This is a genomic window from Bradyrhizobium sp. 149 (genome assembly GCF_023073915.1).
GTDB lineage: Bacteria > Pseudomonadota > Alphaproteobacteria > Rhizobiales > Xanthobacteraceae > Bradyrhizobium.
The window spans coordinates 436,155-462,066 of the sequence record NZ_JADPKK010000019.1 but is presented as its reverse complement, the minus strand read 5'-3'; the positions used below and the strand labels follow the sequence as shown (position 1 = coordinate 462,066).

The 25,912-nt window shown below is 64.1% G+C and carries 29 protein-coding genes, 1 pseudogene and 1 riboswitch; of the genes and pseudogenes, 18 read left to right on the top strand and 12 right to left on the bottom strand.

The genetic code is table 11. The annotated features are described in order from the left end of the window. The first annotated feature begins 35 nt into the window (after positions 1-35). Positions 36-269, top strand: a complete 234-nt coding sequence (locus IVA88_RS13975) for a hypothetical protein (RefSeq protein ID WP_247497811.1) — start codon at positions 36-38, stop codon at positions 267-269. 250 nt (positions 270-519) lie between these two features. Here the strand turns inward: IVA88_RS13975 and IVA88_RS13970 are convergent, their stop codons facing one another. Continuing rightward, positions 520-762: a PilZ domain-containing protein gene (locus IVA88_RS13970; RefSeq protein WP_247497810.1), complete on the bottom strand. Its 243-nt coding sequence runs from the start codon at positions 760-762 to the stop codon at positions 520-522. Between the two features lie 179 nt (positions 763-941). Between IVA88_RS13970 and IVA88_RS13965 the strand changes: the two genes are divergently transcribed. Further along, the gene (locus IVA88_RS13965) at positions 942-1,235 is read left to right on the top strand and encodes an HdeA/HdeB family chaperone (RefSeq protein WP_247497809.1); all 294 of its coding nucleotides are present in this window, start codon (positions 942-944) and stop codon (positions 1,233-1,235) included. 117 nt (positions 1,236-1,352) lie between these two features. Here IVA88_RS13965 and IVA88_RS13960 read toward each other — a convergent pair whose 3' ends face one another. Then, entirely contained in the window at positions 1,353-1,817 is a 465-nt protein-coding gene (locus IVA88_RS13960; protein WP_247497808.1) for a PaaI family thioesterase, read from the bottom strand. A 143-nt stretch (positions 1,818-1,960) separates the two neighbouring features. On the opposite strand from IVA88_RS13960, the gene IVA88_RS13955 reads away from it, so the two are divergent. From IVA88_RS13955 to IVA88_RS13945, 3 genes are all read left to right on the top strand, one after another. Then, positions 1,961-2,095: a peptidylprolyl isomerase gene (locus IVA88_RS13955; protein WP_247497807.1), complete on the top strand. Its 135-nt coding sequence runs from the start codon at positions 1,961-1,963 to the stop codon at positions 2,093-2,095. Between the two features lie 83 nt (positions 2,096-2,178). Next, positions 2,179-2,490, top strand: a complete 312-nt coding sequence (locus IVA88_RS13950; protein ID WP_247498018.1) for a hypothetical protein — start codon at positions 2,179-2,181, stop codon at positions 2,488-2,490. Between the two features lie 105 nt (positions 2,491-2,595). Then, positions 2,596-2,850 (top strand): hypothetical protein, encoded by a 255-nt coding sequence (locus IVA88_RS13945; RefSeq protein ID WP_247497806.1) that lies wholly within the window; start codon positions 2,596-2,598, stop codon positions 2,848-2,850. Positions 2,851-2,859: 9 nt separating this feature from the next. Here the strand turns inward: IVA88_RS13945 and IVA88_RS13940 are convergent, their stop codons facing one another. After that, a complete protein-coding gene (locus IVA88_RS13940) occupies positions 2,860-3,093 on the bottom strand; it encodes a hypothetical protein (protein ID WP_247497805.1) in 234 nt (77 codons plus the stop codon). Positions 3,094-3,267: 174 nt separating this feature from the next. Further along, entirely contained in the window at positions 3,268-3,456 is a 189-nt protein-coding gene (locus tag IVA88_RS13935) for a hypothetical protein (RefSeq protein ID WP_247497804.1), read from the bottom strand. Positions 3,457-3,742: 286 nt separating this feature from the next. Between IVA88_RS13935 and IVA88_RS13930 the strand changes: the two genes are divergently transcribed. The 3 genes from IVA88_RS13930 (at position 3,743) to IVA88_RS13920 (ending at position 7,012) form a co-directional block, all read left to right on the top strand. After that, positions 3,743-4,000, top strand: coding sequence for a DUF2798 domain-containing protein (locus IVA88_RS13930; RefSeq protein WP_247497803.1), 258 nt, complete (start codon positions 3,743-3,745; stop codon positions 3,998-4,000). Positions 4,001-4,801: 801 nt separating this feature from the next. Next, entirely contained in the window at positions 4,802-5,890 is a 1,089-nt protein-coding gene (gene recA, locus IVA88_RS13925) for a recombinase RecA (RefSeq protein WP_247328290.1), read from the top strand. 108 nt (positions 5,891-5,998) lie between these two features. Beyond that, entirely contained in the window at positions 5,999-7,012 is a 1,014-nt protein-coding gene (locus tag IVA88_RS13920; RefSeq protein ID WP_247497802.1) for a hypothetical protein, read from the top strand. Here IVA88_RS13920 and gcvP read toward each other — a convergent pair. From gcvP to gcvT, 3 genes are read right to left on the bottom strand one after another with little or no spacing between them, the layout of a single operon-like run. Continuing rightward, the gene (gcvP, locus tag IVA88_RS13915; RefSeq protein WP_247497801.1) at positions 6,991-9,855 is read right to left on the bottom strand and encodes an aminomethyl-transferring glycine dehydrogenase; all 2,865 of its coding nucleotides are present in this window, start codon (positions 9,853-9,855) and stop codon (positions 6,991-6,993) included. The genes IVA88_RS13920 and gcvP overlap by 22 nt on opposite strands. A gap of 17 nt (positions 9,856-9,872) precedes the next feature. Continuing rightward, positions 9,873-10,241, bottom strand: coding sequence for a glycine cleavage system protein GcvH (gene gcvH, locus IVA88_RS13910; RefSeq protein ID WP_247497800.1), 369 nt, complete (start codon positions 10,239-10,241; stop codon positions 9,873-9,875). Between the two features lie 11 nt (positions 10,242-10,252). Next, positions 10,253-11,401, bottom strand: coding sequence for a glycine cleavage system aminomethyltransferase GcvT (gene gcvT, locus IVA88_RS13905; protein ID WP_247497799.1), 1,149 nt, complete (start codon positions 11,399-11,401; stop codon positions 10,253-10,255). Positions 11,402-11,546: 145 nt separating this feature from the next. Next, positions 11,547-11,635: riboswitch (glycine riboswitch) on the bottom strand. Positions 11,636-11,857: 222 nt separating this feature from the next. Between gcvT and alaS the strand changes: the two genes are divergently transcribed. Both alaS and IVA88_RS13895 read left to right on the top strand, forming a co-directional pair. Beyond that, positions 11,858-14,566 (top strand): alanine--tRNA ligase, encoded by a 2,709-nt coding sequence (gene alaS / locus IVA88_RS13900; RefSeq protein WP_247497798.1) that lies wholly within the window; start codon positions 11,858-11,860, stop codon positions 14,564-14,566. A gap of 4 nt (positions 14,567-14,570) precedes the next feature. Beyond that, the gene (locus IVA88_RS13895) at positions 14,571-15,803 is read left to right on the top strand and encodes a cyclic nucleotide-gated ion channel (protein ID WP_247497797.1); all 1,233 of its coding nucleotides are present in this window, start codon (positions 14,571-14,573) and stop codon (positions 15,801-15,803) included. Positions 15,804-15,819: 16 nt separating this feature from the next. On the opposite strand, the gene IVA88_RS13890 is transcribed toward IVA88_RS13895, so the two are convergent. Together IVA88_RS13890 and IVA88_RS13885 are read right to left on the bottom strand one after the other, a co-directional pair. Continuing rightward, entirely contained in the window at positions 15,820-16,365 is a 546-nt protein-coding gene (locus IVA88_RS13890) for a DUF3455 domain-containing protein (protein ID WP_247497796.1), read from the bottom strand. 99 nt (positions 16,366-16,464) lie between these two features. After that, a complete protein-coding gene (locus IVA88_RS13885; protein WP_247497795.1) occupies positions 16,465-17,679 on the bottom strand; it encodes an NADP-dependent isocitrate dehydrogenase in 1,215 nt (404 codons plus the stop codon). Positions 17,680-18,006: 327 nt separating this feature from the next. Here IVA88_RS13885 and IVA88_RS13880 point away from each other — a divergent pair, with 327 nt between their 5' ends. The 3 genes and pseudogenes from IVA88_RS13880 (at position 18,007) to cynS (ending at position 20,088) form a co-directional block, all read left to right on the top strand. Then, positions 18,007-19,215, top strand: a complete 1,209-nt coding sequence (locus IVA88_RS13880) for a TrmJ/YjtD family RNA methyltransferase (RefSeq protein ID WP_247497794.1) — start codon at positions 18,007-18,009, stop codon at positions 19,213-19,215. A gap of 31 nt (positions 19,216-19,246) precedes the next feature. Next, positions 19,247-19,509: pseudogene (locus IVA88_RS13875) on the top strand (SARP family transcriptional regulator); the annotation flags it as partial. Between the two features lie 90 nt (positions 19,510-19,599). Next, a complete protein-coding gene (gene cynS, locus IVA88_RS13870; protein WP_211397665.1) occupies positions 19,600-20,088 on the top strand; it encodes a cyanase in 489 nt (162 codons plus the stop codon). Between the two features lie 54 nt (positions 20,089-20,142). On the opposite strand, the gene IVA88_RS13865 is transcribed toward cynS, so the two are convergent. After that, entirely contained in the window at positions 20,143-20,466 is a 324-nt protein-coding gene (locus IVA88_RS13865; protein WP_247497793.1) for a DUF1476 domain-containing protein, read from the bottom strand. A gap of 307 nt (positions 20,467-20,773) precedes the next feature. On the opposite strand from IVA88_RS13865, the gene purC reads away from it, so the two are divergent. From purC to IVA88_RS13850, 3 genes are read left to right on the top strand one after another with little or no spacing between them, the layout of a single operon-like run. Then, positions 20,774-21,541 carry a phosphoribosylaminoimidazolesuccinocarboxamide synthase gene (gene purC / locus IVA88_RS13860; protein WP_008974302.1) on the top strand — a complete coding sequence of 256 codons (768 nt, stop codon included), beginning with the start codon at positions 20,774-20,776 and terminating at the stop codon, positions 21,539-21,541. A gap of 12 nt (positions 21,542-21,553) precedes the next feature. Next, complete coding sequence (gene purS, locus IVA88_RS13855; protein ID WP_128950927.1) at positions 21,554-21,796, top strand: phosphoribosylformylglycinamidine synthase subunit PurS; 243 nt, start codon at positions 21,554-21,556, stop codon at positions 21,794-21,796. Positions 21,797-21,807: 11 nt separating this feature from the next. Then, on the top strand, positions 21,808-22,062 hold the full coding sequence (locus tag IVA88_RS13850; protein ID WP_247497792.1) for a hypothetical protein: 255 nt from the start codon (positions 21,808-21,810) through the stop codon (positions 22,060-22,062). Positions 22,063-22,074: 12 nt separating this feature from the next. Here the strand turns inward: IVA88_RS13850 and IVA88_RS13845 are convergent, their stop codons facing one another. Further along, positions 22,075-23,091, bottom strand: coding sequence for a magnesium and cobalt transport protein CorA (locus IVA88_RS13845; RefSeq protein ID WP_247497791.1), 1,017 nt, complete (start codon positions 23,089-23,091; stop codon positions 22,075-22,077). Positions 23,092-23,256: 165 nt separating this feature from the next. On the opposite strand from IVA88_RS13845, the gene purQ reads away from it, so the two are divergent. After that, positions 23,257-23,958, top strand: coding sequence for a phosphoribosylformylglycinamidine synthase subunit PurQ (gene purQ / locus IVA88_RS13840; RefSeq protein ID WP_247497790.1), 702 nt, complete (start codon positions 23,257-23,259; stop codon positions 23,956-23,958). Further along, positions 23,955-24,929 (top strand): tripartite tricarboxylate transporter substrate binding protein BugD, encoded by a 975-nt coding sequence (locus IVA88_RS13835; protein WP_247497789.1) that lies wholly within the window; start codon positions 23,955-23,957, stop codon positions 24,927-24,929. Before purQ ends, IVA88_RS13835 begins: the two co-directional genes overlap by 4 nt. A 9-nt stretch (positions 24,930-24,938) precedes the next feature. Here the strand turns inward: IVA88_RS13835 and IVA88_RS13830 are convergent, their stop codons facing one another. After that, complete coding sequence (locus IVA88_RS13830; RefSeq protein WP_247497788.1) at positions 24,939-25,895, bottom strand: DMT family transporter; 957 nt, start codon at positions 25,893-25,895, stop codon at positions 24,939-24,941. Positions 25,896-25,912: the final 17 nt, after the last annotated feature.

Genomic DNA, 25,912 nt, shown 5'->3' with positions numbered 1-25,912 from the left:
GCTAGTTTGTGCCCCGGACGAGGGGGATTGCGCCAATGAGGATTTTGGTCATAGCGGCCGCGGTGCTGGCGCTGGCGGTTGCCTCGGCGCAGGCGCAGATGGGCGGCGGCAGGCGTCAGCCCAACGAGGGCGGCCAGAAGGCGGACAACAAGCCCAACGTCGACGAGAAGGCCTACAAGGCCGCACTCGATCGCATTCCCGAGTCCAAGGAGAAGTACGACCCGTGGAGCGGGGCGCGTCCGCCTGAACTTGCCAAGAAGCCGAAATAGGTGAGGCGCGCGTTGGCGACCTCCGGCTGGGTCATTTGACTTCTCTCGTTTCGTATCGCCACCGCAGCCAAGCATCGGGCGGCAAACGGCTGGCCCGTAGCGAGCCCGCCGGCCAAGGGAGGTTTCGTCGTCGTGCTCGACCGCGGTACCGGCAAGCCGGCGTGAGTCTGCGCTCGAGTCGCCGCCGTTGCATCAAGCAATCATCATCGTGTTGTGGATGTGATGCGAACGATCATTCACGTCATATGCACTACTGTACGAAAGCGAGGCCGATGCGCCTCTCGCTGCGCCAGACGGTGCGGCAATTCCGCACAAAATTGTCGCGCGCGATCGCGAGTGTGAACGATTGCGGTAATGTGACGGTGGCGTCGAGCTCGATTGCGGCGCCGTTCGCCGATATGTTTCGCACCGTGCACGTGATGCCGCTGCTTTCAAACCTGATCGTTCCGCCCTTGAAAACACGATAACGTTGCGTTGTACGCTTCTCGATCATCCGCGTTAATCCATAATGATGTTTGTGAAATAGTGCATAGAAATTACGTTGAACTAAACTCAATACTGGCGCTACTTGCACCGCGCTTCAGACTTCGTTTACGACGTCGAAACGGAGGTAACTCCGCCGATTTTCCCCAAGCCGTTCCTTTCTGGCGCTACGCGCCGATGGAGATATTGATGAAGACCACACTTTCGCTTCTGTTCACCGCAGCGCTCTGGCTGTCGTCGATGCCCGCCCACGCCACCAAGCTCGATCTCGCGACCATGAGCTGCAAGCAGTTTCTCGAGAGCGGCGACGACACCATCAAGATGGTGCTGACCTGGATGGATGGCTGGTACAAGGGCGATGAAGAGAACGCGATCATCGATACCGACGTGTTCGTCGAGAACGCCAAGCAGTTCGGCACTTATTGCGGAAAAAATCCGAACGTCAGCATCGTCACCGCGGCCGACGAAGTGCTCGGCAAGTAAGTTCTCCCGCGTGACGGTGCGAAACGCGATGCCATCGCGTTTCCCGTCTGGACATGACGCCATCGAGAGCCGGGGTGCGCTTTGCGCTCACGCGGCTTTATCCTTTTCGGATGATGTTCACCCCGGCAGCATCGCGAACGCGCTCGACACCATCGCCACCGGCTTGTTGTCGGTGGCCGAGAGCAGCGTGACGCGGCCAAAGCTCATGGTGCGTCCGAGCCGCACCACGCGGGCGTCGGCCAGCACGTCCGACGAGGAGACGGCGCGCATGAAATGCGTGGTCTGGTCGACCGTGGTCATCGGGCGATAGCCGCGGTTGGCGGCGAGATTCGCGATCACCATCGCGGTGTCGGCGAGCGCCATCAGCGCCTGGCCGCAGACCACGCCGCCGTTGCGGCACAGGCGCTCCGAGAACGGCATGCGCAAGAGCGCTGCCGGCTGCCAGTCGGGCACGTCAGGCGGCGGCAGGTGCTCGATGCGCTCGACCGAGAGGTTGAGATCCTGGACCCAGGGCGCAAAGACTTCGCCGAGGATGCGTCTGGCATCAGTGATGCCGAACTCGGCTTCTGGCTGCGATGGCATTGCTGTCGCTTTCTCCCGTATTGCCGGATGTTCGGCATTCTGAGCGGATCGGCGCGGCAAAGTCACCCGGTCTGCCGCGGCTCCCGTCGGCTTGAAAATGCCTGACTTCGCCCAGTATGATGCCACGGAGTGGGGATGGGTGGATGATGTTGCGTCGGTATGTCCTCGTGTTTTGTCTGGTCGGGCTCGGCCTCGCGCTGAGCGGGTGCACCAAGTGCGGCCCGATCTGGGACGACTGGCTCCACGCGCCGAAATCGTGCAAATCGGACCGGCTCTAGCGGGCCGAGCGGCCCCTGCGGCTGTGGCAGGGGTGACAAGGCGCGGGCGACCCGCGCCGCCATGGATGATCGAGGAGTACATGATGAAGCTTTTCCGTATGGCCGCGGTGCTGGCTGTCCTGGCGGGACCGACCGTGCTGGCGGGACCGGCCTATGCGCAAATGCCCAATCTCAATTTGCTGCAGGAGGGGCCGGGCAAGACCCCCGAGGAGAAGGCCGCGGAAGCCGAGCGTGATAAGGCCTACAAGGAAACGCTGAAGAAGATTCCGGACTCCAAGGCGTCCAACGATCCCTGGGGCGGCATGCGCTCTGATCCGCCGAAGCAGCCGGCGGCGCCAAAGGCGTCGGCCGCAACCGGTGCGCCGAAGAAGAAATCCGGCACGGCTGCCAATTGACGGTCTGCCCGATCGGAGGCGGCTGGCGCCTCCGGCCGGGACTCCTCTTCGGCCTGCCTGCTTCCTACATTCCGCCAGAGCGTATTGTGTAAAGAAGGGCGGGACATGGCCGATCGTCCCCGGGATCTCGCCGAGCGGATGGCGCGCCGGCGCAAGATGGGTGGCAAGCCGGGCCAAATGGCCGGCGACGGGTATCTGCGCGAGACCTTCACGCTGCCGCGCGCGGCGGCGCGGGAAAGGGCGCAGGCCTTCTTCGCCCGCTACCCCAAGGCCGGCTATATGAGCGCGGTCGAGACCTGGCGCGAGCTGCCCGGCGGCGACATCGAATTCACGATGCGGCGGCTGCCCAGCGCGGACTAGGGCCGACCCCTATTCGAACGTTTCGGCGGTGATGCGGATCCGGAACACGGGCTCCTTGGCCTCGTCCAGCAGCTCCATGTGCCACTCGGAATTTTCCTGGAGCTTGCGGGCGATGCCGGCGGCCATGTCGGCGCAGACATTGGTCATCTCCTTCCACGCCAGATCGCGATTGGCGAATTCCGACGCCTGGTCGGCGCAGCCGGAATAACGGCCGTTCCGGATTCGAAAGAAGTAGAGCGGCATGGCTGGCACCGATCGCACGTGATGGCCCCCGTTCTCCACGGCCATAATCGCGTTCAGTCCAATCCCAAACCGCTGGCAGATCAATTCCGGGCGGCTACGGAATAGCCGCCCATGGGCGTCGTGCCGCCGATGATCTCAGTTCCGCTGCTCGGGCCGGCCGCTCAGTCCGGCCGTTCAGGCCGTCTTCCGCCCGATCGCCTTCAGCTCCCGATCGATGCGCAGCTGCACCCGTCGGATCGCCAGGAGATCGATCTTGGTCTCGGTCCTGCCGGTCTTGATCTGCTCGCCGATCCGGAACTGCCACTGCCAGATTCCGGCAATTGCCGTCTTCGAGACGGTGAACTCGACGCCCCTGTGATTCATGGCCATCTCCCACGATTCACTTCCATCCTTGCAAACATGCCGGGCGGCGAAATATTCCGCGGACAACCTAAGTCTGTCGATAAGCTGCGGATAGTTCACGGCTATCTCGCAAACGCGCGCGCTCCGAGACATACGAAATCGGATTTCGAAAGACGCCGGCGGCGCGCCCTCGTGCCCCGTGGTTCTCCGACCATGAACAGAGTTCCTGGCCGGGCAAAGGCGTCTTCCGGCGGACGACGGCATGTGGCTTGCTTGGCCTGATGACGACAAGCAACATGGGCGCGTCATGCTGGGCATTCCCCGCCGTTATTCTCATTTCGTGTTCGGAATCATCCAGTCCGGACTGACCTCGCTGATCGCCGCGGGCATCGCCAGCTTTCCCGCAGGGAACACGCTGGTCTTCCTCGCGCACTGGATGGTGTCGTGGCTGATCGCATGGGCGGCGATGCTGCCGATTGTGCTGCTGGCGGCGCCGGCGATCCGCGCCTTTTCGCTGCGGCTGACGCAGGAGGAGGGCGGTTCGCAAACCGGCCGGCCGACATGAAAATCGGCATGAAAAAACCCCGCTTGGGGAGAGCCAAGCGGGGAAAAGGTTATTGGAGGCTGAGGTGCTGGGCTGCAACACCATAGCCGGACGAGCCTAGCCGGGTCAGCTTACGACAGCCTGACAAGGCCACGAATCGGGTCCGGGCGTCGGGCGGCAGGCCGCATACTGGCCCCGCACCCGTCCCAATTTCGACATCCGCTCGCACAACTCAGGACACAACCGCAGGCGAGATTTCGCAGCGACGGCGCAGCCATGGGGGAAACGTGGCGCGCCGGCAACGGGGTGGCATCATGGACAACGTAGAGCGGTCATTCGCCGCCGCGACGGCAGCTGGCTTCGTGGTGCTGGTGATCGGCATCGTGCTGCTGGCGCTGCTGTAGGCGCGGTGCCGGCACGCGGTGAGAGGGCGGCAGGCCCGGCGGTGGAAGGCCCATGCGCGGCTTTCAAAACGCGAAAACAACCCCATGCACAGTAGCTCGCTGGCAAGTTTCCTTGTTTAATCAACGGCTTGCTGGTAGTGCTATGATACCATTCCTGCCCGGACTCGCCTCTAGACATGCGAATCCCGATTCCTAGGCCAATCCCTTGATGTGAACGGCGGCCCGTTCCCGGCGAGCCATCAAATGCGTTCCCGGCGGCGAACGCCTCCGCCTCCGCCTGCCGCGCCGGCTCGGAAGCCCATCCGCAAAAGAACATATTGCGAACTTAGAACAAATAGGGTACATTGCTTTTATCGCCGCGCCGCCCCGCCAGCCGTTTGTCCCTCTAGCGAATCCTCGCCATAAGGAGCACGACCCAATGTCCACCACTGCCCTGCGTATCGTCGAAGGATCTTCCATGGACAAGACTAAAGCTCTGGCCGCCGCGCTCTCACAGATTGAGCGGCAGTTCGGCAAGGGCTCGGTGATGAAGCTCGGCAAGAACGACCGTTCGATGGATGTCGAGGCGATCTCCTCGGGCTCGCTGGGGCTCGATATCGCGCTCGGGATCGGCGGCCTGCCGAAGGGGCGCGTCGTGGAAATCTACGGGCCGGAATCCTCCGGCAAGACCACGCTGGCGCTGCACACGGTGGCGGAAGGGCAGAAGAAGGGCGGCATCTGCGCCTTCATCGACGCCGAACACGCGCTCGATCCGGTCTATGCGCGCAAGCTGGGCGTCAACATCGACGAGCTCCTGATCTCCCAGCCGGACACCGGTGAGCAGGCGCTGGAAATCTGCGACACGCTGGTGCGCTCCGGCGCGGTCGACGTGCTGGTGATCGACTCGGTCGCGGCGCTGGTGCCGAAGGCCGAGCTCGAGGGCGAGATGGGCGATGCGCTGCCGGGTCTGCAGGCCCGCCTGATGAGCCAGGCGCTGCGCAAGCTGACGGCGTCCATCAACAAGTCCAACACGATGGTCATCTTCATCAACCAGATCCGCATGAAGATCGGTGTGATGTACGGCTCGCCGGAGACCACCACCGGCGGCAACGCGCTGAAATTCTACGCCTCGATCCGTCTCGACATCCGCCGCATCGGCGCGATCAAGGAGCGCGACGAGGTGGTCGGCAACACCACCCGCGTCAAGGTGGTGAAGAACAAGCTGGCGCCGCCCTTCAAGCAGGTCGAGTTCGACATCATGTACGGCGAAGGCGTCTCCAAGATGGGCGAGATCCTCGATCTCGGCGTCAAGGCCGGCATCGTCGAAAAATCCGGCGCATGGTTCTCCTATGACAGCCAGCGTCTTGGCCAGGGCCGCGAGAACTCGAAAGCGTTCCTGAAGGCCAACCCCGACATCACCGCCAAGATCGAAACTTCGATCCGCCAGAACTCCGGCCTGATCGCCGAGCAGATTCTCGCCGGCAGCCCGGAGCGCGACGCCGACGGCGAGGAGCCGGCTGACGAGTAAACCTCGAACAGAGAAGAGTTTTTCGCGAGGAGCGGGCGCTGAGGACGTTGAGTTGCCGACGTCGTTAGTGCCCGTTTCGTTTTGGCGTGGTGGTGATCGGGTGATGCGATGAGGCGTGTGATCCTGACCAGTTCGTCCGGCATCGGCCTCATCCATGCGAACCGCGCCGACATGGTGATCCCGCTGATCTTCCGGTTTGTTTCGGGGCCGTTGCCTTCGTCCGAGCATCTTGCGCGTTATTTCGGGGGACGTTCTTCCAGAGAATTGGAGCCTGAGGTCCTTTGGTGCGAACTTGTCGGTCGGTCATTCCTGACCGGGCTCGCACACAAAAACGTACCATTCGTTCTGGTCTGCGAGGATTTTGCCGTCGACCTCATCGAGCTGTGGTTCGATCCCGAACCGAATAGTCAATTGCAGCTGATCTGGATCATCGACTATTTGCGCTCCGTGCCATTCCTCGCAGAACGACTGAAACTGCGCTCTGTCGATTTCGATCTGCGCAGAACCGATCCGGCGGAGCTGCGTCACCGCACCGTGCAGGAGTTCGACGTTACGGAACGCGACTTTGAGATCGCAGGCATGGCCTGGGAAGCCTATCGCGCGCCGACGCCCGAGCTCTGTTTCGGGCTGCTCAGCCGGCCTCTCGGCAATCTGTCTTCCCTGAAACCGGCGCTGCTACAATTGCTAGCGAAACTGCCGTCGCCGGTAACAGGCCTCGGCGCAACGGAGAGGCGATTGCTCGAACTGATCGCGAGGGGACACAACCGTACCAGTGAGTTGTTTCAGCCAACCGTGCTCGGCACGGGCGTGTTCGATCAGTGGGAGTTGGGCGCGTTGCTGGAAGGGCTCGCATTCGGTCCATCGCCCGCAGTTGCGGGTCTGGATGACAAGCTCGCAACCCTGGACCCGAACGATGCGAGAGGACACCACGCCGCCTATCGCCGCAGCCGGCTGTCGTTGACCGAGTTTGGCAAAGCGGTTCTGGAAGGCCACCAGGATTTTTGGCGTCACAATCCGATCAAGCGCTGGTGGGGCGGCACCCTTCTGACGAACGAACGGCTTTGGCGCTGGGACCCAAGAAGCCGCTCGCTGGTGGCGCCTTACTCCGCGGCCTCCGCGTAGTCGCTCACCGGCGGGCAGGAGCACACCAGGTTGCGGTCGCCATAGACGTTGTCGACGCGCCCGACCGGGCTCCAGTATTTATCGGTCCGCGAGGTGCCCGCGGGGAAGCAGCCCTCGGCGCGGGTGTAGGCGCGGTTCCAGTTGTCGTCCGCAATGTCGTGCACCGTGTGCGGGGCGTTCCGCAGCGGCGAGGCCTCGATCTTGAAGCGGCCGGCCTCGACCTCGGCGATCTCCTTCCGGATCGCGATCATGGCATCGCAGAAGCGGTCCAGCTCCGCCTTCGACTCCGATTCGGTCGGTTCGATCATCAGCGTGCCCGGCACCGGGAAGCTCATGGTGGGCGCGTGGAAGCCGTAGTCGATCAGGCGCTTGGCGATATCGTCGACGGTGACGCCGGACGTCGTCTTCAGCGCGCGGGGATCGACGATGCACTCGTGCGCGACGCGGCCCTTTTCGTTCTTGTAGAGCACCGGAAAATGCGCATCGAGCCTTGCTGCGACGTAGTTGGCGTTGAGGATCGCGATCTCGGTGGCGCGCTTGAGGCCTTCGCCGCCCATCATCAAAATGTAGATGTAGGAGATGGTCAGGATCGACGCCGAGCCGAACGGCGCCGCCGAGACCGGGCCGATCGGCGCGCCCCCGTCCGTTGCAGGATGACCAGGGAGGAACGGCGCGAGGTGCGCCTTGACGCCGATCGGGCCCATGCCAGGGCCGCCGCCGCCATGCGGGATGCAGAAGGTCTTGTGGAGGTTGAGATGGCTGACATCGGCGCCATAATCGCCGGGCCGGGACAGACCGACCTGCGCATTGAGGTTGGCGCCGTCGAGATAGACCTGGCCGCCGTGGCCATGCACGATGTCGCAGATCTCGCGAATGTGCTCCTCGAACACACCATGCGTCGAGGGATAGGTAATCATGACCGCGGCGAGGGCGTTGGAGTGCTTCTCCGCCTTCGCTCTGAGATCATTGACGTCGACGTCGCCATTCTTTTCGCACGCGACCACCACGACGTCCATGCCGACCATCGCAGCGGAAGCCGGATTGGTGCCGTGGGCGGAGGAGGGGATCAGGCAGATCTTGCGGTGCGTCTCGCCGCGCGCGGCATGATAGCCGCGGATCGCGAGCAGCCCGGCATATTCGCCCTGCGCGCCCGAATTCGGCTGCAGCGAGATCGCGTCATAACCGGTGATGTCGCACAGCCACTTCTCCAGGCGGGCGAACAATGCGTAATAGCCGCGTGCCTGCTCGCGCGGGGCGAAAGGATGCAAGGAGCCGAATTCCGGCCAGGTCAGCGGCATCATCTCGGTGGTCGCGTTCAGCTTCATGGTGCACGAGCCGAGCGGGATCATCGCGCGGTCGAGCGCGAGGTCGCGATCGCTGAGCTTGCGCATATAGCGCAGCATCTCGGTCTCCGAGCGATGCGCGTGGAAGACGGGGTGGGTGAGAAAGGAGGTGCCGCGCTTCAGCGCCTCCGGCAGCGCCTCGCGCGTGGTGGCGTCGATCTCGGCATAGGCGAGCGTGCCGCCAAAGGCGCGCCAGACCGCTTCCACCGTCGCGGGCGTGGTGGTTTCGTCGAGCGCGATGCGCAAGCTGTCGTCACCGACGCCGAGATTGATCTTCTCGGCCGCCGCGCGCGCGACAATCTCGGCACGCTTCGCGCCGGCATCCACGCTGAGCGTATCAAAGAAGCTGTCGGACTGGAGCGCAAAGCCGAGCTTGCGCAGGCCTGCAGCCAGAACGGCCGTGCGGCGATGTACGTTGCGCGCGATCTGAGTCAAGCCTTCGGGGCCGTGATAGACCGCGTACATCGAGGCGATCACGGCAAGCAGCACCTGCGCGGTGCAGATGTTGGAGGTCGCCTTCTCGCGGCGGATGTGCTGCTCGCGGGTCTGCAGCGCGAGCCGATAGGCAGGCATCCCGCGCGAGTCCACGGAAAGGCCGACGATGCGGCCGGGCAGCGAACGCTTCAGCGCGTCGCGCACCGCCATGTAGGCGGCGTGCGGCCCGCCATAACCCATCGGCACGCCAAAACGTTGCGCCGAGCCGATGGCGATGTCCGCGCCGAGTTCGCCGGGCGAGGCGAGCAATGTCAGTGCCAGTAGATCGGCGGCAACGATCGCGAGGGCGCCTTTGGCCTTCAGCGCTGTGATTGCAGGCCGCAAGTCGCGCACGGCGCCCGACGTTCCCGGATATTGCAGCAGCGCGCCAAGCACGTCCGTCTTGTCGAGATCGGTGAGGGGATCGCCGACGACCAGGGTCCAGCCCAAGGGCTCCGCGCGGGTGCGCATCACGGCGAGCGTCTGCGGATGCACGTCCTTGTCGACGAAGAAGGCCTTTGCTTCGACCCGCGAGTGCCGCTCCGCGAGCGCCATGGCTTCGGCCGCCGCGGTGGCTTCGTCGAGCAGCGAAGCGTTGGCGACATCGAGCCCGGTGAGATCGCAGATCATGGTCTGGAAGTTGAGCAGCGCCTCAAGCCGGCCCTGGCTGATCTCTGGCTGATAGGGCGTGTAGGCCGTGTACCAGGCCGGGTTCTCCAGAATGTTGCGCTGGATCACCGCAGGCAAAATCGTGCCGGAATAGCCCTGGCCGATCAGCGAGGTGAAGACCTGGTTCTGGGCGGCGAGCTCGCCCATATGCGCGATCGCCTCGGTCTCGCTCAAGGGCTTGCCGAGATCGAGCGGGGCGGCCTGCCGGATCGAGGCCGGCAACGTCTCCGCCATCAGCGCGTCGACGCTTTTCGCGCCGACGGCCTCGAGCATTGCAGTGACGTCGCGTGCCGAGGGGCCGATGTGGCGGCGTACGAAGCTGGCGGTGTCGCCGTTGGATTTGCGGTGCGCGGTCATCGCTTGCTCCATCGTCTTTAAGCCGTGTGGGCCTTGTAGGCGGCTTCGTCCATCAAGCCGCCGAGTTCGCTCTTGTCGGCAATCTTGATCTTGAAGAACCAGGCTTTGCCTTGCGCGTCCGAATTGACCAGCGCCGGCTCGCTCGCGAGATCGGGATTGGTTTCGAGCACTTCGCCCGTAACAGGCGCGTAGACGTCGGAGGCGGCCTTCACGGATTCCACGACGGCGGCGGCTTCCGCCTTCTTCAAGGTGCGGCCGAGCTTGGGGAGTTCGACGAACACGACGTCGCCGAGCTGCGACTGCGCATAGTCGGTGATGCCCACGGTGGCGACATCGCCGTCGATCGCGAGCCATTCGTGGTCGGAGGTGTACAGCGTCGTGGTCATTTTCTCAGTCCTCAGCGTTTGTAGGTGTTTTTCACGAATGGCATGGCGGCGATTTGCACGGCCAGGCGTTGGCTGCGCACCTCGGCGAAAAGCTTTGTGCCGAGCGCGCTCTGGTGCGTGGGCACGTAGCCCATCGCGACCGGCGCATTCAGGCTCGGGCCGAAACCGCCCGAGGTGACCTTTCCGATCGGTTCGCTGGAGCTCGCATCCGCAAACAGCAGCGCGCCCTCGCGCACCGGCGCGCGCGCCTCGGTGCGCAGGCCGACGCGGCGGCGGGATGCGCCGTGGTCGAAATGAGCGAGAATCTTCTCGGCGCCGGGAAAGCCACCGGTGCGCGCGCCGCCGGTGCGGCGGCTCTTCTGTACCGACCACTCCAGCGCGGCCTCGGCCGGCGTGGTCGTGGTGTCGATGTCGTGGCCGTAGAGGCAGAGCCCGGCCTCGAGCCGCAGGCTGTCACGGGCGCCGAGCCCGATCGGCATGACGTCGGGATTTTCCAGCAGCGCCTTGGCGAGGCGCTCGGCATCGCCAGCAGGAACCGAAATTTCAAAGCCGTCCTCGCCGGTGTAGCCGGAGCGCGAGACGAAGCAGTCGATGCCGGCGACCTTGTGCGGGCCGGCATCCATGAACTTCATGGCGGGCGCCTCTGCACATAATTTCGCCAGCGCCGATTCCGCCTTCGGCCCCTGTAGCGCGATCAGCGCGCGGTCGGCAAGCTGCTCGATGACGCAGTCGTCCGAGAGATTCGCGCGCAGATGCGCCTCGTCCTCCGCCTTGCAGGCGGCGTTGACGACCAGGAAAAGATGATCGCCGAAATTGGCGACCATCAGATCGTCCAGAATTCCGCCCTCGGCATTGGTGAACTGGGCGTAGCGCTGCCGTCCCGGCGCAATCGCCAGAATATCCTGCGGCACCAGCCGCTCCAGCGCGCGGGCGGCGTCCTCGACCTTGCCGGATTTCGGCCGGAGCGCGATCTGGCCCATGTGGGAGACGTCGAACAGGCCGGCTGCATTGCGGGTATGAAGGTGCTCCTTCAAAACCCCTGCGGGATATTGCACGGGCATGTCATAGCCCGCGAACGGCACCATCTTGCCGCCGAGCGAGATGTGCAGGTTGTAAAGGGGGGTACGTTTGAGGGAATCTTGGTCGTCGCGCGCAAGCATCACAGGGGCCCTCGGCGGTTCCCCGGAGACAATTCCCCGGTGGCAACCAGTCGAAGCCCCATCTGTCGCTGTGCCTGAGAGTATTATCCCGTCGGCGGACGCAATCCGGACTTAAGCCCGTCGGCGCCTCTTTCCAGATGCTGTCAAAGCCACGCGGTCCTTTTGCCTGAGAGTTTCCGGGGCGGTTGCTCCTTCGGCGCCGGCACCAAAGCCGGTCTCTCCCGACGTGGCCGTACGATACAGATGGGTAAAGACCACAGCCCGGCCAAGCCTGTCAACGCGGGCTTTGTGCATTTCAACGGGATTGAGCGCCTGCGGCAACCCACTGATCTGTCTGCACAGTTTCTGGACAGCGAAGCTGGCCTTGTCTAAAAGCGCTTTGGCCCGCAGATATCAGCCCAAACTTGCGGTTTGGATGGCTGGGAAGCGGGTCCAAGCATACCCGATTGGATGAACATGAGCGGCGTCAACGAGATCAGGTCGACCTTTCTGAACTTCTTTGCCGAGAACGGCCACGAGATCGTGTCGTCCTCGCCATTGGTGCCGCGCAACGATCCGACATTGATGTTCACCAATGCCGGCATGGTGCAGTTCAAGAACGTCTTCACCGGGGTCGAGAAGCGGCCCTATCAGCGCGCCACCACCTCGCAGAAATGCGTGCGCGCCGGCGGCAAGCACAATGATCTCGACAATGTCGGCTACACCGCGCGCCATCTCACCTTCTTCGAGATGCTCGGCAACTTCTCCTTCGGCGACTATTTCAAGGAGCGCGCGATCGAGCTGGCCTGGAAGCTGATCACCAAGGAATACGGGCTCAAGAAGGACAAGCTGCTCGTCACGGTCTACCATACCGACGACGAGGCGGCGGACCTCTGGAAGAAGATCGCCGGATTCTCCGACGACCGCATCATCCGTATCCCGACCTCGGACAATTTCTGGGCGATGGGCGACACCGGCCCGTGCGGCCCGTGCTCGGAGATCTTCATCGATCGCGGCGAGCATATCTGGGGCGGGCCTCCGGGCTCTCCGGAGGAGGACGGCGACCGCTTCCTCGAATTCTGGAACCTGGTGTTCATGCAGTACGAGCAGGTGACGAAGGAGGAGCGCGTGGCGCTGCCGCGTCCCTCGATCGACACCGGCATGGGCCTTGAACGCATGGCTTGCATCATGCAGGGCGTCGACACCGTGTTCGAGACCGATCTGTTCCGTCATTTGATCGACGCGACCGCGTCCGCTCTCGGAAGCGGACCGGACGAGAAGACCGTCGCCTCGTTCCGCGTCATCGCCGACCATCTGCGTTCGTCGGCCTTCCTCGTCGCCGACGGCGTGCTGCCTTCGAACGAGGGCCGCGGCTACGTGCTGCGCCGGATCATGCGCCGCGCGATGCGCCATGCGCAGCTGCTCGGTGCGCAAGAACCGCTCATGCATCGGCTGGTCTGGGCGCTGGTTCGCGAGATGGGCCAGGCCTATCCCGATTTGATGCGCGCGGAAAATTTGATCGAGGAAACGCTGCGGCTGGAAGAGACCCGCTTCCGCAAGACGTTGACGCGCGGCCTCGCCATTCTCGACGAGAAGAGCGCTTCCTTGAAGAAGGGCGACATGTTCGACGGCGACGTCGCCTTTACGCTGTACGACACCTATGGCTTCCCGCTCGATCTGACGCAGGACGCGCTGAAGTCGCGCGGCATCAGCGTCGACCAGGCCTCCTTCACCGATGCGATGGAGCGTCAGAAGGCCAAGGCGCGCGAGTCCTGGAAGGGTTCTGGCGAAGCCGCTTCCGAGGCGATCTGGTTCCCGCTGCGTGAGAAGCTGGGCGCGACCGAATTCCTCGGATACGACACCGAAACTGCTGAGGGCGTAGTCACGGCGATTGTTAGGGGCGGTGAGGAAGTCTCCGAACTTAAGCCTGGCGAAAGCGGGCAGGTCATCCTGAATCAGACGCCGTTCTACGCCGAGTCTGGCGGTCAGGTTGGCGACACCGGGGTCATGAGGCGTGGACCGGATGACGCCAAAATTCTGGCGCGTGTCTTGGACACACAAAAGAAGGTGGGTGGCGATCTGTTCGTTCACCACATTGCCGTAGATAATTATGGATTGAAGGTCGGCGACCCTGTTCTTCTAGATGTCGATCACGGCAGGCGGTCCTCGATCCGCGCGCATCACTCGGCCACGCATCTCATCCACGAGGCGCTGCGCCAGGTGCTCGGCGATCACATCGCCCAGCGCGGCTCGATGGTCGCGCCGGACCGGCTGCGCTTCGACTTCGTGCATCCGAAGCCGATCACGGCGGAAGAACTCGCGCGCGTCGAGGACATCGCCAACGACGTGGTGCTGGAGAACGACGAGGTCTCGACCCGCGTGATGGGCGTGGACGAGGCCCGCGAGGCCGGCGCGCGTGCGCTGTTCGGCGAGAAATACGGGGATGAGGTTCGCGTCGTCTCGATGGGCCGGACCGCGCGCGAGCGCGGCGCCAACGCGCTCGGCTGGTCGGTCGAACTGTGCGGCGGCACCCATGTCAGGCGCACCGGCGACATCGGGCTGATCACGTTGACAGGCGAGAGCGCGGTCGCCTCGGGCGTGCGCCGCATCGAGGCGCTGACCGGCAACTACGCCCGCAAGCACGCCAACGACACCATGGCGCTGGCAAAGACCGCGGCCAACGAGCTGCGCACTTCGATCGACGACGTCCCGGCGCGCATTGCCGCGCTGATGGAGGAGCGCAAGAAGCTCGAGCGCGACCTCTCCGACGCCCGCAAGAAGCTGGCCATGGGCGGCGGTGCATCTTCTTCGAGCAATGGCGCGGCCGCAGGCGTGCGCGAGATCGGCGACGTCAAGCTGATGGCGCGTGCGGTCGAGGGCATCGAGATGAAGGATCTCAAGAGCCTTGCCGACGACGGCAAGAAACAGATCGGCTCCGGCGTGGTCGCCATCGTCGGCGTCACTGAAGATGGCAAGGCTGGCGTCGTCGTCGGCGTCACCGCTGACCTCACCTCGCGCTTCAATGCGGTCAATCTGGTGAAGGTCGCCTCCGAGGCGCTCGGCGGCAAGGGCGGCGGCGGCCGGGCCGACTTGGCGCAGGCCGGCGGCCCTGATGGTGCCAAGGCGGCTGAGGCGCTGACGGCGATCGAAAAAGCCATGACTGAACAAAAGTCGGCCGGCGCGTAAGTACGTGAGCCCCGTTCCGCGAGGACGTGGCTCAGCCGATCCCGATTTGAGGGATCGCCTGTACGAATTGCTGGAGCACGATCCGCTGGCCTACTCGGTCGGGTCGCGCTTCATCCAGCTGATCGTTGGCGTCATCGTGCTCGACGTGGTCGCGATGATCCTTGCCTCGGTGCCGGAGCTCGACGCGCAGTTCGGTGCGGTGTTCGCAGGCATCACCATCCTGTCCGTGATCGTGTTCGCGCTGGAATATGCCGCGCGCCTGTGGACGGTGGCTGGCCATACCCAGCGCACGGCGTCCGCGCTATCGGACCGGCTCAGCTATGTCTTCTCCGCGCTCGGCATCATCGATCTCCTCGCGTTCCTGCCGGCTGCGATCGTGCTCGCTATGGGCCGGCATGCAACGCTGGCTGCGCTCGGCGTGCTGCCGTTCTTCAAGCTGGTGCGCTACTCGCCGGCGATGCGCTCGCTGCTCGCGGCCGTGCACGCCGAGCGGCGGGCGCTGATCGGCTGCATCGTCATCCTGATCGGCGCGGTTCTCACATTTGCCTCGCTGCTCTATGCCATCGAGCGCGACGTGCAGCCCGACAAGCTCGGCACCATTCCGCAGGCGATGTGGTGGGCGATCGTGACGCTCGGCACCGTCGGCTATGGTGACGTCGTGCCGGTGACGGCGCTGGGGAAATTCATCTCCGTCTTTACCATCATCAGCGGATTCGCCATGATCGCGCTGCCGGTCGCGATCATCTCCACGGCCTTCGCGGAAGAGGTGAGGCGGCGCGACTTCGTGGTCACCTGGGGCATGCTGGCGCGGGTGCCGCTGTTCTCGCACCTGAGCGCGTCCGAGATCGCCGATATCATGCGGCTGCTGCGGGCCCGCACGATCGAGCAGGGCGAGATCCTGGTGCGGCGGGGCGATGCGGCGTCGTCGATGTATTTCATCACCGCCGGCGAGGTCGAGATCGCGCTGCCGAACCAGCAGGTGCGGCTCGCGGATGGCACTTTCTTCGGCGAGATCGCGCTGCTGCACAAAACCAAACGCAGCGGCACGGTGACGGCGACGCGCAAGACCCGGCTGCTGGTGCTCGACGCCCAGGACTTTCACGCCCTGATCGAACGCATGCCGACGCTCGCGGCGCATGTCCACAAGACGGCGAAGGCGCGGCTGGAGGGGAGCGGCGACCTTGCGGCGGCGGAGTTGGCGCAGGCGGAGCGCGAAGGCGGCGACGGAAGCGAGTAGTCTCGCCGCAAGAGGGTCAGCCCTTCTTCAGAAAAACGTAGGTGGCGGAATAGGGCACGCTCTTGAAGGCTCCGGCCCTCTCGCAGGCGCCGTCAAGTTTTCCGCCGATGGTCCCGAACCGCTGAACAGTGGTGGCGGCGGAGAGCGCGCCGTTGCCGCGTCGTTCGGTGACCTCCAGTTTGAGATAGGCAATGGCCCCCTCGGTCAGGCTTGGAGCGGTGGCCGTGACCTTCGCTGTCACGGCGCTGCCGTCCTGCAGCTCCCAGTTCGGTCCGGCGTAGTGTCGCCCCACTGTCTTGCCATTTTCGATCAGCGTTGCGATCGGCTCCCGGAAGCTCCAGACGAGTTTACCGTCGGCGTCCGCCTTGCATTCATAGATCTGAGCCCCTTCGGCGCTCAGGACCGCGATCCGCTGCTCGCCGGGAGCCTGGATGGCCTCGGGGAGGCGAACGAGCATGATCGCCCCTGATGGGGCCTCAGGCTGGCCAGTCTCCGCAGACATCGCGGGCGCAGCCATGGCCGCGAGCAGCAACAGGCAGGGGACAGCAAGCTTGATCGACATGGTCGCATCTCCGCGCAAAGGTCAGAATAAGCAAACGGGCCGCGCTTGCGACGCGGCCCGTAATGATGTCCGGCCCAGTCCGGCGAAATTGCGGACGGCTTACGCCGCCAGCGCCTTCCCGAGGTTCTCGGCGACCTTGTCGAGGAAGCCAGTGGTCGAGAGCCAGCGCTGGTCGGCGCCGACCAGGAGCGCGAGGTCCTTGGTCATGTAGCCTTCCTCGACCGTGTCGACGCAGACCTTCTCCAGGGTGTTGGCGAACTTGGCGAGCTCGGCGTTGTTGTCGAGCTTGGCGCGGTGCGACAGGCCGCGGGTCCAGGCGAAGATCGATGCGATCGAGTTGGTCGAGGTCTCCTTGCCCTTCTGGTGCTCGCGGTAGTGGCGGGTCACCGTGCCGTGGGCGGCTTCGGCTTCCACCGTCTTGCCGTCGGGGGTGAGGAGGACCGAGGTCATCAGGCCAAGCGAGCCGTAGCCCTGCGCCACCGTGTCGGACTGCACGTCGCCGTCGTAGTTCTTGCAGGCCCAGACATAGCCGCCGGACCATTTCAGCGCCGAAGCGACCATGTCGTCGATCAGGCGGTGCTCGTAGGTCAGGCCCTTGGCGTCGAACTCCTTCTTGAACTCGCGCTCGTAGATGTCCTGGAAGATGTCCTTGAACCGACCGTCATAGATCTTCATGATCGTGTTCTTGGTCGAAAGATAGACCGGGTAGTTGCGCAGCAGGCCGTAGTTCAACGAAGCGCGGGCGAAGTCGATGATCGAGTCGTCCAGATTGTACATCTGCATCGCGACGCCGGCGCCCGGGGTCTTGAACACTTCCTTCTCGATGACGGTGCCGTCCTCGCCGACGAACTTCATCGTCAGCGTACCCTTGCCGGGGAACTTGATGTCGGTGGCGCGATACTGGTCGCCATAGGCGTGGCGGCCGATGATGATCGGCTTGGTCCAGCCGGGAACCAGGCGCGGCACGTTCTTGCAGATGATCGGCTCGCGAAAGATCACGCCGCCGAGGATGTTGCGGATGGTGCCGTTCGGCGACTTCCACATCTGCTTGAGGTTGAACTCCTTCACCCGCGCCTCGTCGGGGGTGATGGTGGCGCACTTGACGCCAACGCCGACCTTCTTGATGGCCTCGGCGGCGTCGATGGTCACCTGATCGTTGGTGTGATCGCGGTACTCCATTCCCAGGTCGAAATACTGCAGCTCGACATCGAGGAACGGGTTGATCAGCTTGTCCTTGATGTACTGCCAGATGATCCGGGTCATCTCGTCGCCATCGAGTTCGACGACGGGGTTGGACACCTTGATTTTTGCCATGATCGGGGAAGCCTCTTGGGAACGGCGCTATTGGCACGCCACGGGAATATCCGCCGCCTCTTAGCACCTGACTGCAGCGGGCGAAAGCCAAGGGATTATGCACTTTTAGCTCATCCAGCCTCCGCAGATGGGGGATGGGGAGCGGTCCCGCCGCGGGGGCCGGGTAAGGTTTCAGGCGAGATTCAAAAGTCGAATCCAACCCGTTATTTCCCTTGAGAATTTCGTCAGGACAGGCAAACGACAGGCAGCCGGCCTCGGCCGATTTTGAATCAATTCCTGAAGCTCGCCTTGGCAAGGCCTTGAGAACCAGTGCGAAAGCGAAACGAGATGTCGGGGACTGACAAGAGCAAGACCGGCCTTTCCCTCGACGGTCCCATCGTAATCCTGGTCGAGCCGCAGCTTGGCGAAAACATCGGCATGGCCGCGCGCGCCATGGGCAATTTTGCGCTTGGCGCCTTGCGCATCGTCAACCCTCGCGACGGCTGGCCCAACATCGCCGCCCAGCGCGCCGCCGCCGGCGCCGACTATATTCTGGATAAGGTCGAATTGTTCGACACGGTCGGTGAGGCCGTCGCCGATATCGACCTGCTGTTTGCCACCACCGCGCGCCCCCATGATCAGGCCAAACCGGTGGTGGGGCCGGAAGCCGCAGCGGCCGAGATTTCCGGGCACGTCGTGGCGGGCGGCAAGGCCGGTATCCTGTTCGGCCGGGAGCGCTGGGGTCTGACCAATGAGGAGGTCGGGCTCTCCAACCGCATCATCACCTTTCCGGTCAATCCGGGCTTTGCCTCGCTCAACCTCGCCCAGGCGGTGCTCTTGGTCGGCTACGAATGGTTCAAGCGCGCGACCTCCGGCGAACTGCCGCATGCCATGCCGGAGCGTTCCGAGCGCGCCTCGCAGCACCAGATGCAGGCCTTCTTCGACAACCTCATCCGCGAACTCGACCGCGTCGAGTTTTTGCGCCCGGCCGAGAAGCGCGACACCATGCTGGTGAACCTGCGCAACATCTTCAGCCGGATGGAGCCGACCAAGCAGGACATGCACACCCTGCACGGGGTGGTGATGGCGATCGCCGAGGGCCGCAAGGGCCCGGCCAAAGGCGGCGTGCTCGATGGCGAGCAGGCGACGCGGCTGCGCGCGCTGCTGGCCGAGCACGGGCAGGGCGGCGGCGTGCCCGACAGCGGCTCGACCGTGCGCGGCCTCGCCCGCCTGCTCCGCCGCAACCCGACCGATGCCGAGCGGCTGCTGTGGCAGGCCCTGACCCGCGACCGCCGCTTCGCAGGCGGGTTCAAGCGCCAGACCCCTGTGGGGCGGCACATCCCGGACTTCGTCTCGTTCCCGCACCGGATCGCGATCGAGCTGGTCAACCCCGGCGAGGGCGAGACGATCGCCGCTGACCGCGCGTCGCGGCGGGCGTGGCTCGAGGCGCGCGATTATCGGGTGATCGAGATGCGGGCGGCGGATGTGGAGCGCGATCTGGAGGCGGAGCTGGCAAGTCTTCAGAGGATGATCGCGGAAGGATCGAACGATTCGTAGGAAGAGTGAGCCTCACGGCTGCGCAGAAGGCAGCCCGCTCGAGGCGTTTCGCGACGCCGACGTACGACACCTTCGGGCGCAGATTGCCGTGCCGGCATCGGAGCTGCATCATCGGGACGACAAGGCCGTACGGATCGCGGCCGGCTGGGAGTGGCGAGCCGGATCCGCGACGCAGAATTCATCGAGCTCGACGGCCATGATCATTGGTTCTTCGCAGGCGATCAGCAGCCGGTGCTCGAGGCGATCAAGCGATTTGCCGAGGCTTTGCCGCGCGAAGCGAGGTCGAGGCGGTGAAGCCTTAAGCCTCATTTATTGGCACGTTTCGTGCCTCCCAAAGCGGCACGAAACGACGTGACACCGTGCTTAGCCAAGGGAGACCCTGACATGAAACGCGAAGACCTCACCGAGAAGCTGCTCGACATCAAGCGCGAGAAGGGCTGGAGCTGGAAATATATCTGCGAGCAGATCGGCGGTTATGCCGAGGTGCTGATCGTCGGCGCCATCCTCGGCCAGATGAAATTGACGAAGCCGCAGGCGGCGAACGCCGGCGAGCTGTTCGGCCTGTCGAAGGCGGAGACCGCGATGCTCAACGAGGTGCCGATGCGCGGCACCGGCACGCCGATGCCGCCGACCGATCCGCTGATCTACCGCTTCTACGAGATGGTGATGGTCAACGGCCCGGCCTGGAAGGCACTGATCGAGGAGGAGTTCGGCGACGGCATCATGTCGGCGATCGACTTCGACATGGCGATCGAGCGCGTGGCGAACCCGAAGGGCGACCGCGTCAAATTCACCATGAGCGGCAAATTCCTGCCGTACAAATATTACGGCGCCAGCGGCAATGTGCCGGAGTACGGCTTCAAGGAGGGATAGCTGATCGTCATTCCGGGTGCGCGTCTTCGATGTGCCCCGGAATGACGTTTCGCCTTACTTCCCCGCTTTCACCTCGGCCGCGGCCACGGCGATCAGCTCGTTCATCTTGGCGCGAATCGCCTGTTCGGTGACGGCGACGTTCTTGGCGGCGAAATCGGCCATGACCTTGCGCAGGACGTCGGCATCGCCGGCCTCCTCGAAATCGGCCGCGACCACCTCCTTGGCATAGGCGGCGGCGGCATCGCCGGTGATGCCGAGCTTTTCGGCCGCCCACAGGCCGAGCAGCCGGTTGCGGCGGGCTTCCGCCTTGAATTTCTGCTCCTCGTCGAGGGCAAACTTCTTCTCGAAGCCTTCCTCGCGCTTGTCCAACGTGCTCATGCTTTTCCAATTCCCTGCTGACTGGACCCGGCCGCCCTCGTTGCGAGAGCCCCGGTGCATGCCTAGATAGGGGGCACGAATCGGCAAAACAACGAGCCGTTAAGCCGCAGGCAAGACGGTATAAGTTTGATGCCGGATGGCCGGATCGATTGTGCTGGGACAGCCAATCGGATAGGTTGCCTAAGGCTGGGTTCCCGTTCTGTTTCTAGGGGTTCCGGGCCGTTCACGGCAGCTCCGCTGTGGGTCGTAGTCTCGTCAACCGGAGCACACCAAATACATGGATTTCAACAAAACACGGTACATCCCCATGAGCCGTCGGCGTCGCATTTATGAAGGCAAGGCAAAGGTTCTTTACGAAGGCCCGGAGCCCGGTACCCTGATCCAGCACTTCAAGGATGACGCCACCGCGTTCAATGCGAAAAAGCATCAGGTGATCGAGGGCAAGGGTGTCCTCAACAACCGGATCTCGGAGTACCTGTTTCAGCACCTCAACGACATCGGGGTGCCGACCCATTTCATCCGCCGCCTCAACATGCGCGAGCAATTGATACGCGAAGTCGAGATCGTGCCGCTGGAAGTGGTGGTGCGGAACGTCGCGGCCGGCTCGCTGTCGCAGCGCCTCGGCATCGAGGAGGGCACGCAGCTGCCCCGCTCGATCATCGAGTTCTACTACAAGAACGACCAGCTCAACGACCCCATGGTGTCGGAAGAGCACATCACCGCGTTCGGCTGGGCAACGCCGCAGGAGATCGACGACATCATGGCGCTCGCCATCCGTGTCAACGACTTCCTCACCGGCCTTTTCCTCGGCATCGGCATCCGCCTCGTCGATTTCAAGATGGAGTGCGGCCGGCTGTTCGAGAACGAGATGATGCGGATCATCGTCGCCGACGAGATATCGCCGGACTCCTGCCGTCTGTGGGACATCAAGTCGAACGAGAAGCTCGACAAGGACCGCTTCCGCAGGGATCTCGGCGGCCTGCTCGAGGCCTATACCGAAGTCGCCAAGCGTCTCGGCATCCTCATGGAGAACGAGCGTCCGGCGGGATCCGGCCCGGTGCTGGTGAAGAGCTAAGAGGGATTTGACGTGAAGGCACGTGTCACCGTTACCTTGAAGACGGGCATCCTCGATCCGCAGGGCAAGGCCATCGAAGGCGCGCTGAAGTCGCTCGGCGTCGACGGCGTCGCCAGCGTGCGCCAGGGCAAGGTGTTCGACATCGAGCTCGCCGGCGCGGACAAGGCCAAGGCCGAGGCGGCGTTGAAAGACGCCGCCGACAAGCTGCTGGCGAACACCGTGATCGAGAATTATGCTATCGAGATGAAAGCATAAGGGTCGGCCAAATGCCCGACGTGCCGTCCGAGCTGATGTTCGAGATTTTGAAATCGATCCAGACGCGGCTGGCGCAGGTCGACGGCAAGATTGATGAAATGAAGCAGGAAATGTCGGCGTTGCGAACTTCTCAGAACGCGGCTCGCCAGGAGATCACCAGCGTCTTTCAGGAGCTCGGCGGAATTCATGCAACACTAGTGAGGCATGAAGGGCGGCTCGACCGAATCGAGCACCGGCTCGAACTCAGTGATGCGCCGGTCCGTTGAGGTCGCGCTAGATCACAGCCACCCGACCGAACGAAAACGCCAGTACAGGGCGCCGCACGCCGTCAGCATCACGCCGAGCAGCGTGTAATAGCCGTACTCCCAGTCCAGCTCCGGCATGTGCTTGAAGTTCATGCCGTAGATGCCGGCAAGCGCGGTCGGGATCGCGATGATGGCGAGCCAGGAGGCGAGCTTCTTGGAGACGGCCGTCTCCTGGGCCTGGCCGACCAGCAAGCTTGCTTCGAACGCGAAGGCCAGCACCTCGCGCATGGAATCGATCCGCTCCTGAATGTTCCTGACGTGGTCTGTGACGTCGCGAAACAGCGGCTGCATCGTCGCGCGCACCATCGCAAGCTCGTCATGCTCCAGACGGCGGCAGACCTCGACCAGCGGGCCGATCGCAGTCCTGAGTCGCAGCAGGTCGCGGCGCAGCATGTAGAGGCGCTCGATCTGCGCCTTGCTGATCGGCTTGGAGAGCACGTCGTCCTCGATGCTCTCGACCTCTTCGTGAATGCTCTCGAGCACGGGCGAGTAGTTGTCGACGATGAAATCGAGGATGGCGTAGAGGATGTAGTCCTCGCCGCGCGCGAGTGCACGGGGGCAGCTTTCGCAGCGTTCGCGCACCGGCGTGTAGGACGTCGAAGCGCCGTGGCGCACCGAGACCAGATAGCCTTCGCCGACGAAGATGTGCGTCTCGCCGAAGGCGATCCGGCCCTCGATCAGTTGCGCGGTCCGCGCCACGATGAACAGGGCCTCGCCGTATTGCTCGATCTTCGGACGCTGATGGGCGTGGTTGGCATCCTCGATCGCGAGCTCGTGCAGGTCGAACTGCTTCTGCACCGCGCTGAGCAGCGCCATGTCCGGCTCGTGCAGCCCGATCCAGACCACGTGGCCGGGTTTGGCCCGCCAGCTCGAGGCTTCGCTGATGGCGATATTGGCGACACGCCGGCCGTCGACATAGGCGCCGGCGGCGATGACGCCCTCGGTGGACACCGGCTCGGAGAGGGATGCAGGCAGCGACGGGACATTCATGGCTTCAATCCCGGGCAAGTCGATCGGCCGGATGGCGGGCTACGGCCTGTGCACAACGCTCGCGGCTGAGGCTAGCACTGGTAAAATCCCCGTCAAATGGTTATGTCTGCTGGCGATTTGGCAGCCGTGCCAGCCCCATTTCAATCCTCGTTCGGAACCTCTGCCATGAAAGCCGCTATCCTCGTCTTTCCCGGAATCAACCGCGAGCGCGACATGGCGCGCGCGCTGAGGCTGATCTCTGGCCATGAGCCGGCGATGGTGTGGCATGCCGAGACCTCGCTACCTGCGGGGACTGATCTCGTGGTCGTCCCCGGCGGCTTCTCCTACGGCGATTATCTGCGCTGCGGCGCGATCGCGGCGCGGGCGCCGGTGATGGACGCGGTGCGCGACTATGCGGCCAAGGGCGGCCTCGTGCTCGGCGTCTGCAATGGCTTTCAGATCCTGTGCGAGTCCGGCCTTTTGCCGGGAATCCTGATGCGCAATGCGCGGTTGAAATTCATCTGCCACGATGTGCATCTGCGCGTCGAGCGCTCCGACACGCCGTTCACGCGCGGCTACAATGCGGGGCAGGTGATCCGCGTGCCGGTCGCGCATGGCGAGGGCAATTATGCGGCGGACGCGGAGACCATCAAGCGGCTCGAAGGCGAGGGTCGCGTGCTTTACCGCTATTGCTCGGCCGACGGCGCAATCGACGATATCAGCAACATCAATGGCGCCGCCCAATCCATCGCCGGCATCGTCAACGGCAAGGGCAACGTGCTGGGCATGATGCCGCATCCGGAAAACCACGTCGAAGACATCATGGGCTGCACCGACGGCCGCGGCCTGTTCGCCGGCCTCACCGCGCATCTGGAAAAGGCCGCGTGATTGGGTTCGTGCTGAAGCGGCTGTCGGCCGCCGTCGCCGTCGTTGCGTTCGCGACGGCCGCGTTCGCGCAGGATTTCCCCAAGCGTCCCGTCACCATGATCGTGCCGTTCGCGGCCGGCGGCACGTCCGACGTGATCGCGCGCACGGTTGCCGAGCAGATGGGCATCGCGCTCGGCCAGACCATCGTGATCGAGAATGTCGCCGGCGCCGGCGGCTCGACCGCACTGGCGCGCGCCTCCCGCGCCGAGCCTGATGGCTACACCATTGCGATCGGCAATGCCGGCACCAACGCCGCGACCTATACGATCTATCCAAAGCTCCCGTTCACTCCGGACTCCTTCGTGCCGATCGCCATGGTGGCGAAGACATTCGGCATCATCGCCGTGCGCAAGGATTTTCCGGCAAAGGACCTGAAGGAGTTCATTGCCTACGCCAAGGCCAATCCCGGCAAGATCAATCTCGGCCATGCCGGCGTCGGCTCCTCGAACTACCTGATCTGCAAGAGCTTCGTCACCGCCGCCGGCATCGACGCGACGCTGGTCGGCTATCGCGGCGCTGCGCCGGCGCTGACGGATGCGATCGGCGGCCAGATCGACGGCGTCTGCGATGCGGCGGCCTCCGTCTCGCAATCGATCAACGAGAAGCTGGCGCGCGGGCTCGTGGTCGGCTCAACGGTGCGGCTGGCCACGCTGCCCGATCTGCCGACCTCGGCCGAAGCCGGCCTGCCCGAATTCGAGGCGCAGGGCTGGAATGGCCTGTTCGCGCCCAAGGGCACGCCGCCGGCGGTCATCGCCAAGCTGAATGCCGCCGCGCGTACGGCCGTGGAAACCGACGCGGTGAAGAAACGGTTCGCCGATCTTTCGACCGTTGCCCCCGATCCCGACGAGCACACGCCCGAGTTGCTGCAAAAGCTCGTGACGCGCGACGTCGAGAAGTACCGGAAGATGCTGGCAGACGACGCCAAGCAATAGCGCTTCGCTCTACCGCCTCTTCAGCCGCTCCGCCGGCACCGTCATCGCGGCGACGCCGGCCATGACCAGCAATAGTCCCAGCGCCAGGTTCGACGGCACGCTTTCGCCGAGCAGCAGCACGGAAAGACCCACGCCGATCGGGATGCGTAAATAGCCCTGCGCGTTCGTCGTGAGCGTGCCGAGCCGTCCGAGGCACATGTAGAACAGCATCAGCCCCAAGGCGCTGGAGACGATGCCCATGACGATGGTGGCTATGATCGCCGTCGGCGTCGGGTGCAGCGTCCAGGGCTGGTCGATGATCAGCGAGGGCGGCAGCAGCACGAGGCCGCCGAACAGCAGCGAGCCGGCCGCCACCACCATCGGATCGTATTCGGACAGCCGCAGGCCGAAGATGGTTGCGCAGGCAAAGGAGATGGTGGCGAGCAGGATCGCGATCTCGGCCACGATCTCGCTACCGAAGCCGCGCAACGCGTCGAGCCCGACGATGACGATGGTGCCGACAAGGCCGAGGACCGCGCCTAAGAGCTTCAGCAGCGTCGCCGGCTCGTGGCGCGTGATCAGCGACGTGATCAGGAAGGCGAAGATCGGCGTCGTCGAGGCCAGCACCACCGTGTTCGACGCCGGCACGTATTGCTGGGACCAGGTGATGACCAGGAATGGGAAGGTCGAGTTGATCAATTGCTGGGTCGCGAACAGCTTCCAGGCCTTGGCGTCGGTCGGGATCCTGACGCCGCGCATCCACAGGATCGCGAACAGGAAGGCGGCCGCGATCAGCGAGCGCGCCGTGATGAAGGTCGCGGGCGGGATCGTGTCCAGCGCGAGCTTGGCCAGCGGATAGGTGGAGCTCCAGCAGCAGGCCAGCGCGACCAGCAGCGCATAGTCGCGCCAGCTCCGCGCTCCGGTGACGGGCATGGACGGCAATGGCGAGGCCGTGGCGCGACCCGTCGGCGATGTGCTCTGCGGCACCCTGGCGTTGCTCCCCG

Coding starts and splice junctions, on each gene's coding strand:
- IVA88_RS13975 (WP_247497811.1), top strand. CDS start 36: ATGAGGATTTTGGTCATAGCGGCCGCGGTGCTGGCGCTGGCGGTTGCC.
- IVA88_RS13970 (WP_247497810.1), bottom strand. CDS start 762: ATGATCGAGAAGCGTACAACGCAACGTTATCGTGTTTTCAAGGGCGGA.
- IVA88_RS13965 (WP_247497809.1), top strand. CDS start 942: ATGAAGACCACACTTTCGCTTCTGTTCACCGCAGCGCTCTGGCTGTCG.
- IVA88_RS13960 (WP_247497808.1), bottom strand. CDS start 1,817: ATGCCATCGCAGCCAGAAGCCGAGTTCGGCATCACTGATGCCAGACGC.
- IVA88_RS13955 (WP_247497807.1), top strand. CDS start 1,961: ATGATGTTGCGTCGGTATGTCCTCGTGTTTTGTCTGGTCGGGCTCGGC.
- IVA88_RS13950 (WP_247498018.1), top strand. CDS start 2,179: ATGAAGCTTTTCCGTATGGCCGCGGTGCTGGCTGTCCTGGCGGGACCG.
- IVA88_RS13945 (WP_247497806.1), top strand. CDS start 2,596: ATGGCCGATCGTCCCCGGGATCTCGCCGAGCGGATGGCGCGCCGGCGC.
- IVA88_RS13940 (WP_247497805.1), bottom strand. CDS start 3,093: ATGCCGCTCTACTTCTTTCGAATCCGGAACGGCCGTTATTCCGGCTGC.
- IVA88_RS13935 (WP_247497804.1), bottom strand. CDS start 3,456: ATGAATCACAGGGGCGTCGAGTTCACCGTCTCGAAGACGGCAATTGCC.
- IVA88_RS13930 (WP_247497803.1), top strand. CDS start 3,743: ATGCTGGGCATTCCCCGCCGTTATTCTCATTTCGTGTTCGGAATCATC.
- recA (WP_247328290.1), top strand. CDS start 4,802: ATGTCCACCACTGCCCTGCGTATCGTCGAAGGATCTTCCATGGACAAG.
- IVA88_RS13920 (WP_247497802.1), top strand. CDS start 5,999: ATGAGGCGTGTGATCCTGACCAGTTCGTCCGGCATCGGCCTCATCCAT.
- gcvP (WP_247497801.1), bottom strand. CDS start 9,855: ATGACCGCGCACCGCAAATCCAACGGCGACACCGCCAGCTTCGTACGC.
- gcvH (WP_247497800.1), bottom strand. CDS start 10,241: ATGACCACGACGCTGTACACCTCCGACCACGAATGGCTCGCGATCGAC.
- gcvT (WP_247497799.1), bottom strand. CDS start 11,401: ATGCTTGCGCGCGACGACCAAGATTCCCTCAAACGTACCCCCCTTTAC.
- alaS (WP_247497798.1), top strand. CDS start 11,858: ATGAGCGGCGTCAACGAGATCAGGTCGACCTTTCTGAACTTCTTTGCC.
- IVA88_RS13890 (WP_247497796.1), bottom strand. CDS start 16,365: ATGTCGATCAAGCTTGCTGTCCCCTGCCTGTTGCTGCTCGCGGCCATG.
- IVA88_RS13885 (WP_247497795.1), bottom strand. CDS start 17,679: ATGGCAAAAATCAAGGTGTCCAACCCCGTCGTCGAACTCGATGGCGAC.
- IVA88_RS13880 (WP_247497794.1), top strand. CDS start 18,007: ATGTCGGGGACTGACAAGAGCAAGACCGGCCTTTCCCTCGACGGTCCC.
- cynS (WP_211397665.1), top strand. CDS start 19,600: ATGAAACGCGAAGACCTCACCGAGAAGCTGCTCGACATCAAGCGCGAG.
- IVA88_RS13865 (WP_247497793.1), bottom strand. CDS start 20,466: ATGAGCACGTTGGACAAGCGCGAGGAAGGCTTCGAGAAGAAGTTTGCC.
- purC (WP_008974302.1), top strand. CDS start 20,774: ATGAGCCGTCGGCGTCGCATTTATGAAGGCAAGGCAAAGGTTCTTTAC.
- IVA88_RS13850 (WP_247497792.1), top strand. CDS start 21,808: ATGCCCGACGTGCCGTCCGAGCTGATGTTCGAGATTTTGAAATCGATC.
- IVA88_RS13845 (WP_247497791.1), bottom strand. CDS start 23,091: ATGAATGTCCCGTCGCTGCCTGCATCCCTCTCCGAGCCGGTGTCCACC.
- purQ (WP_247497790.1), top strand. CDS start 23,257: ATGAAAGCCGCTATCCTCGTCTTTCCCGGAATCAACCGCGAGCGCGAC.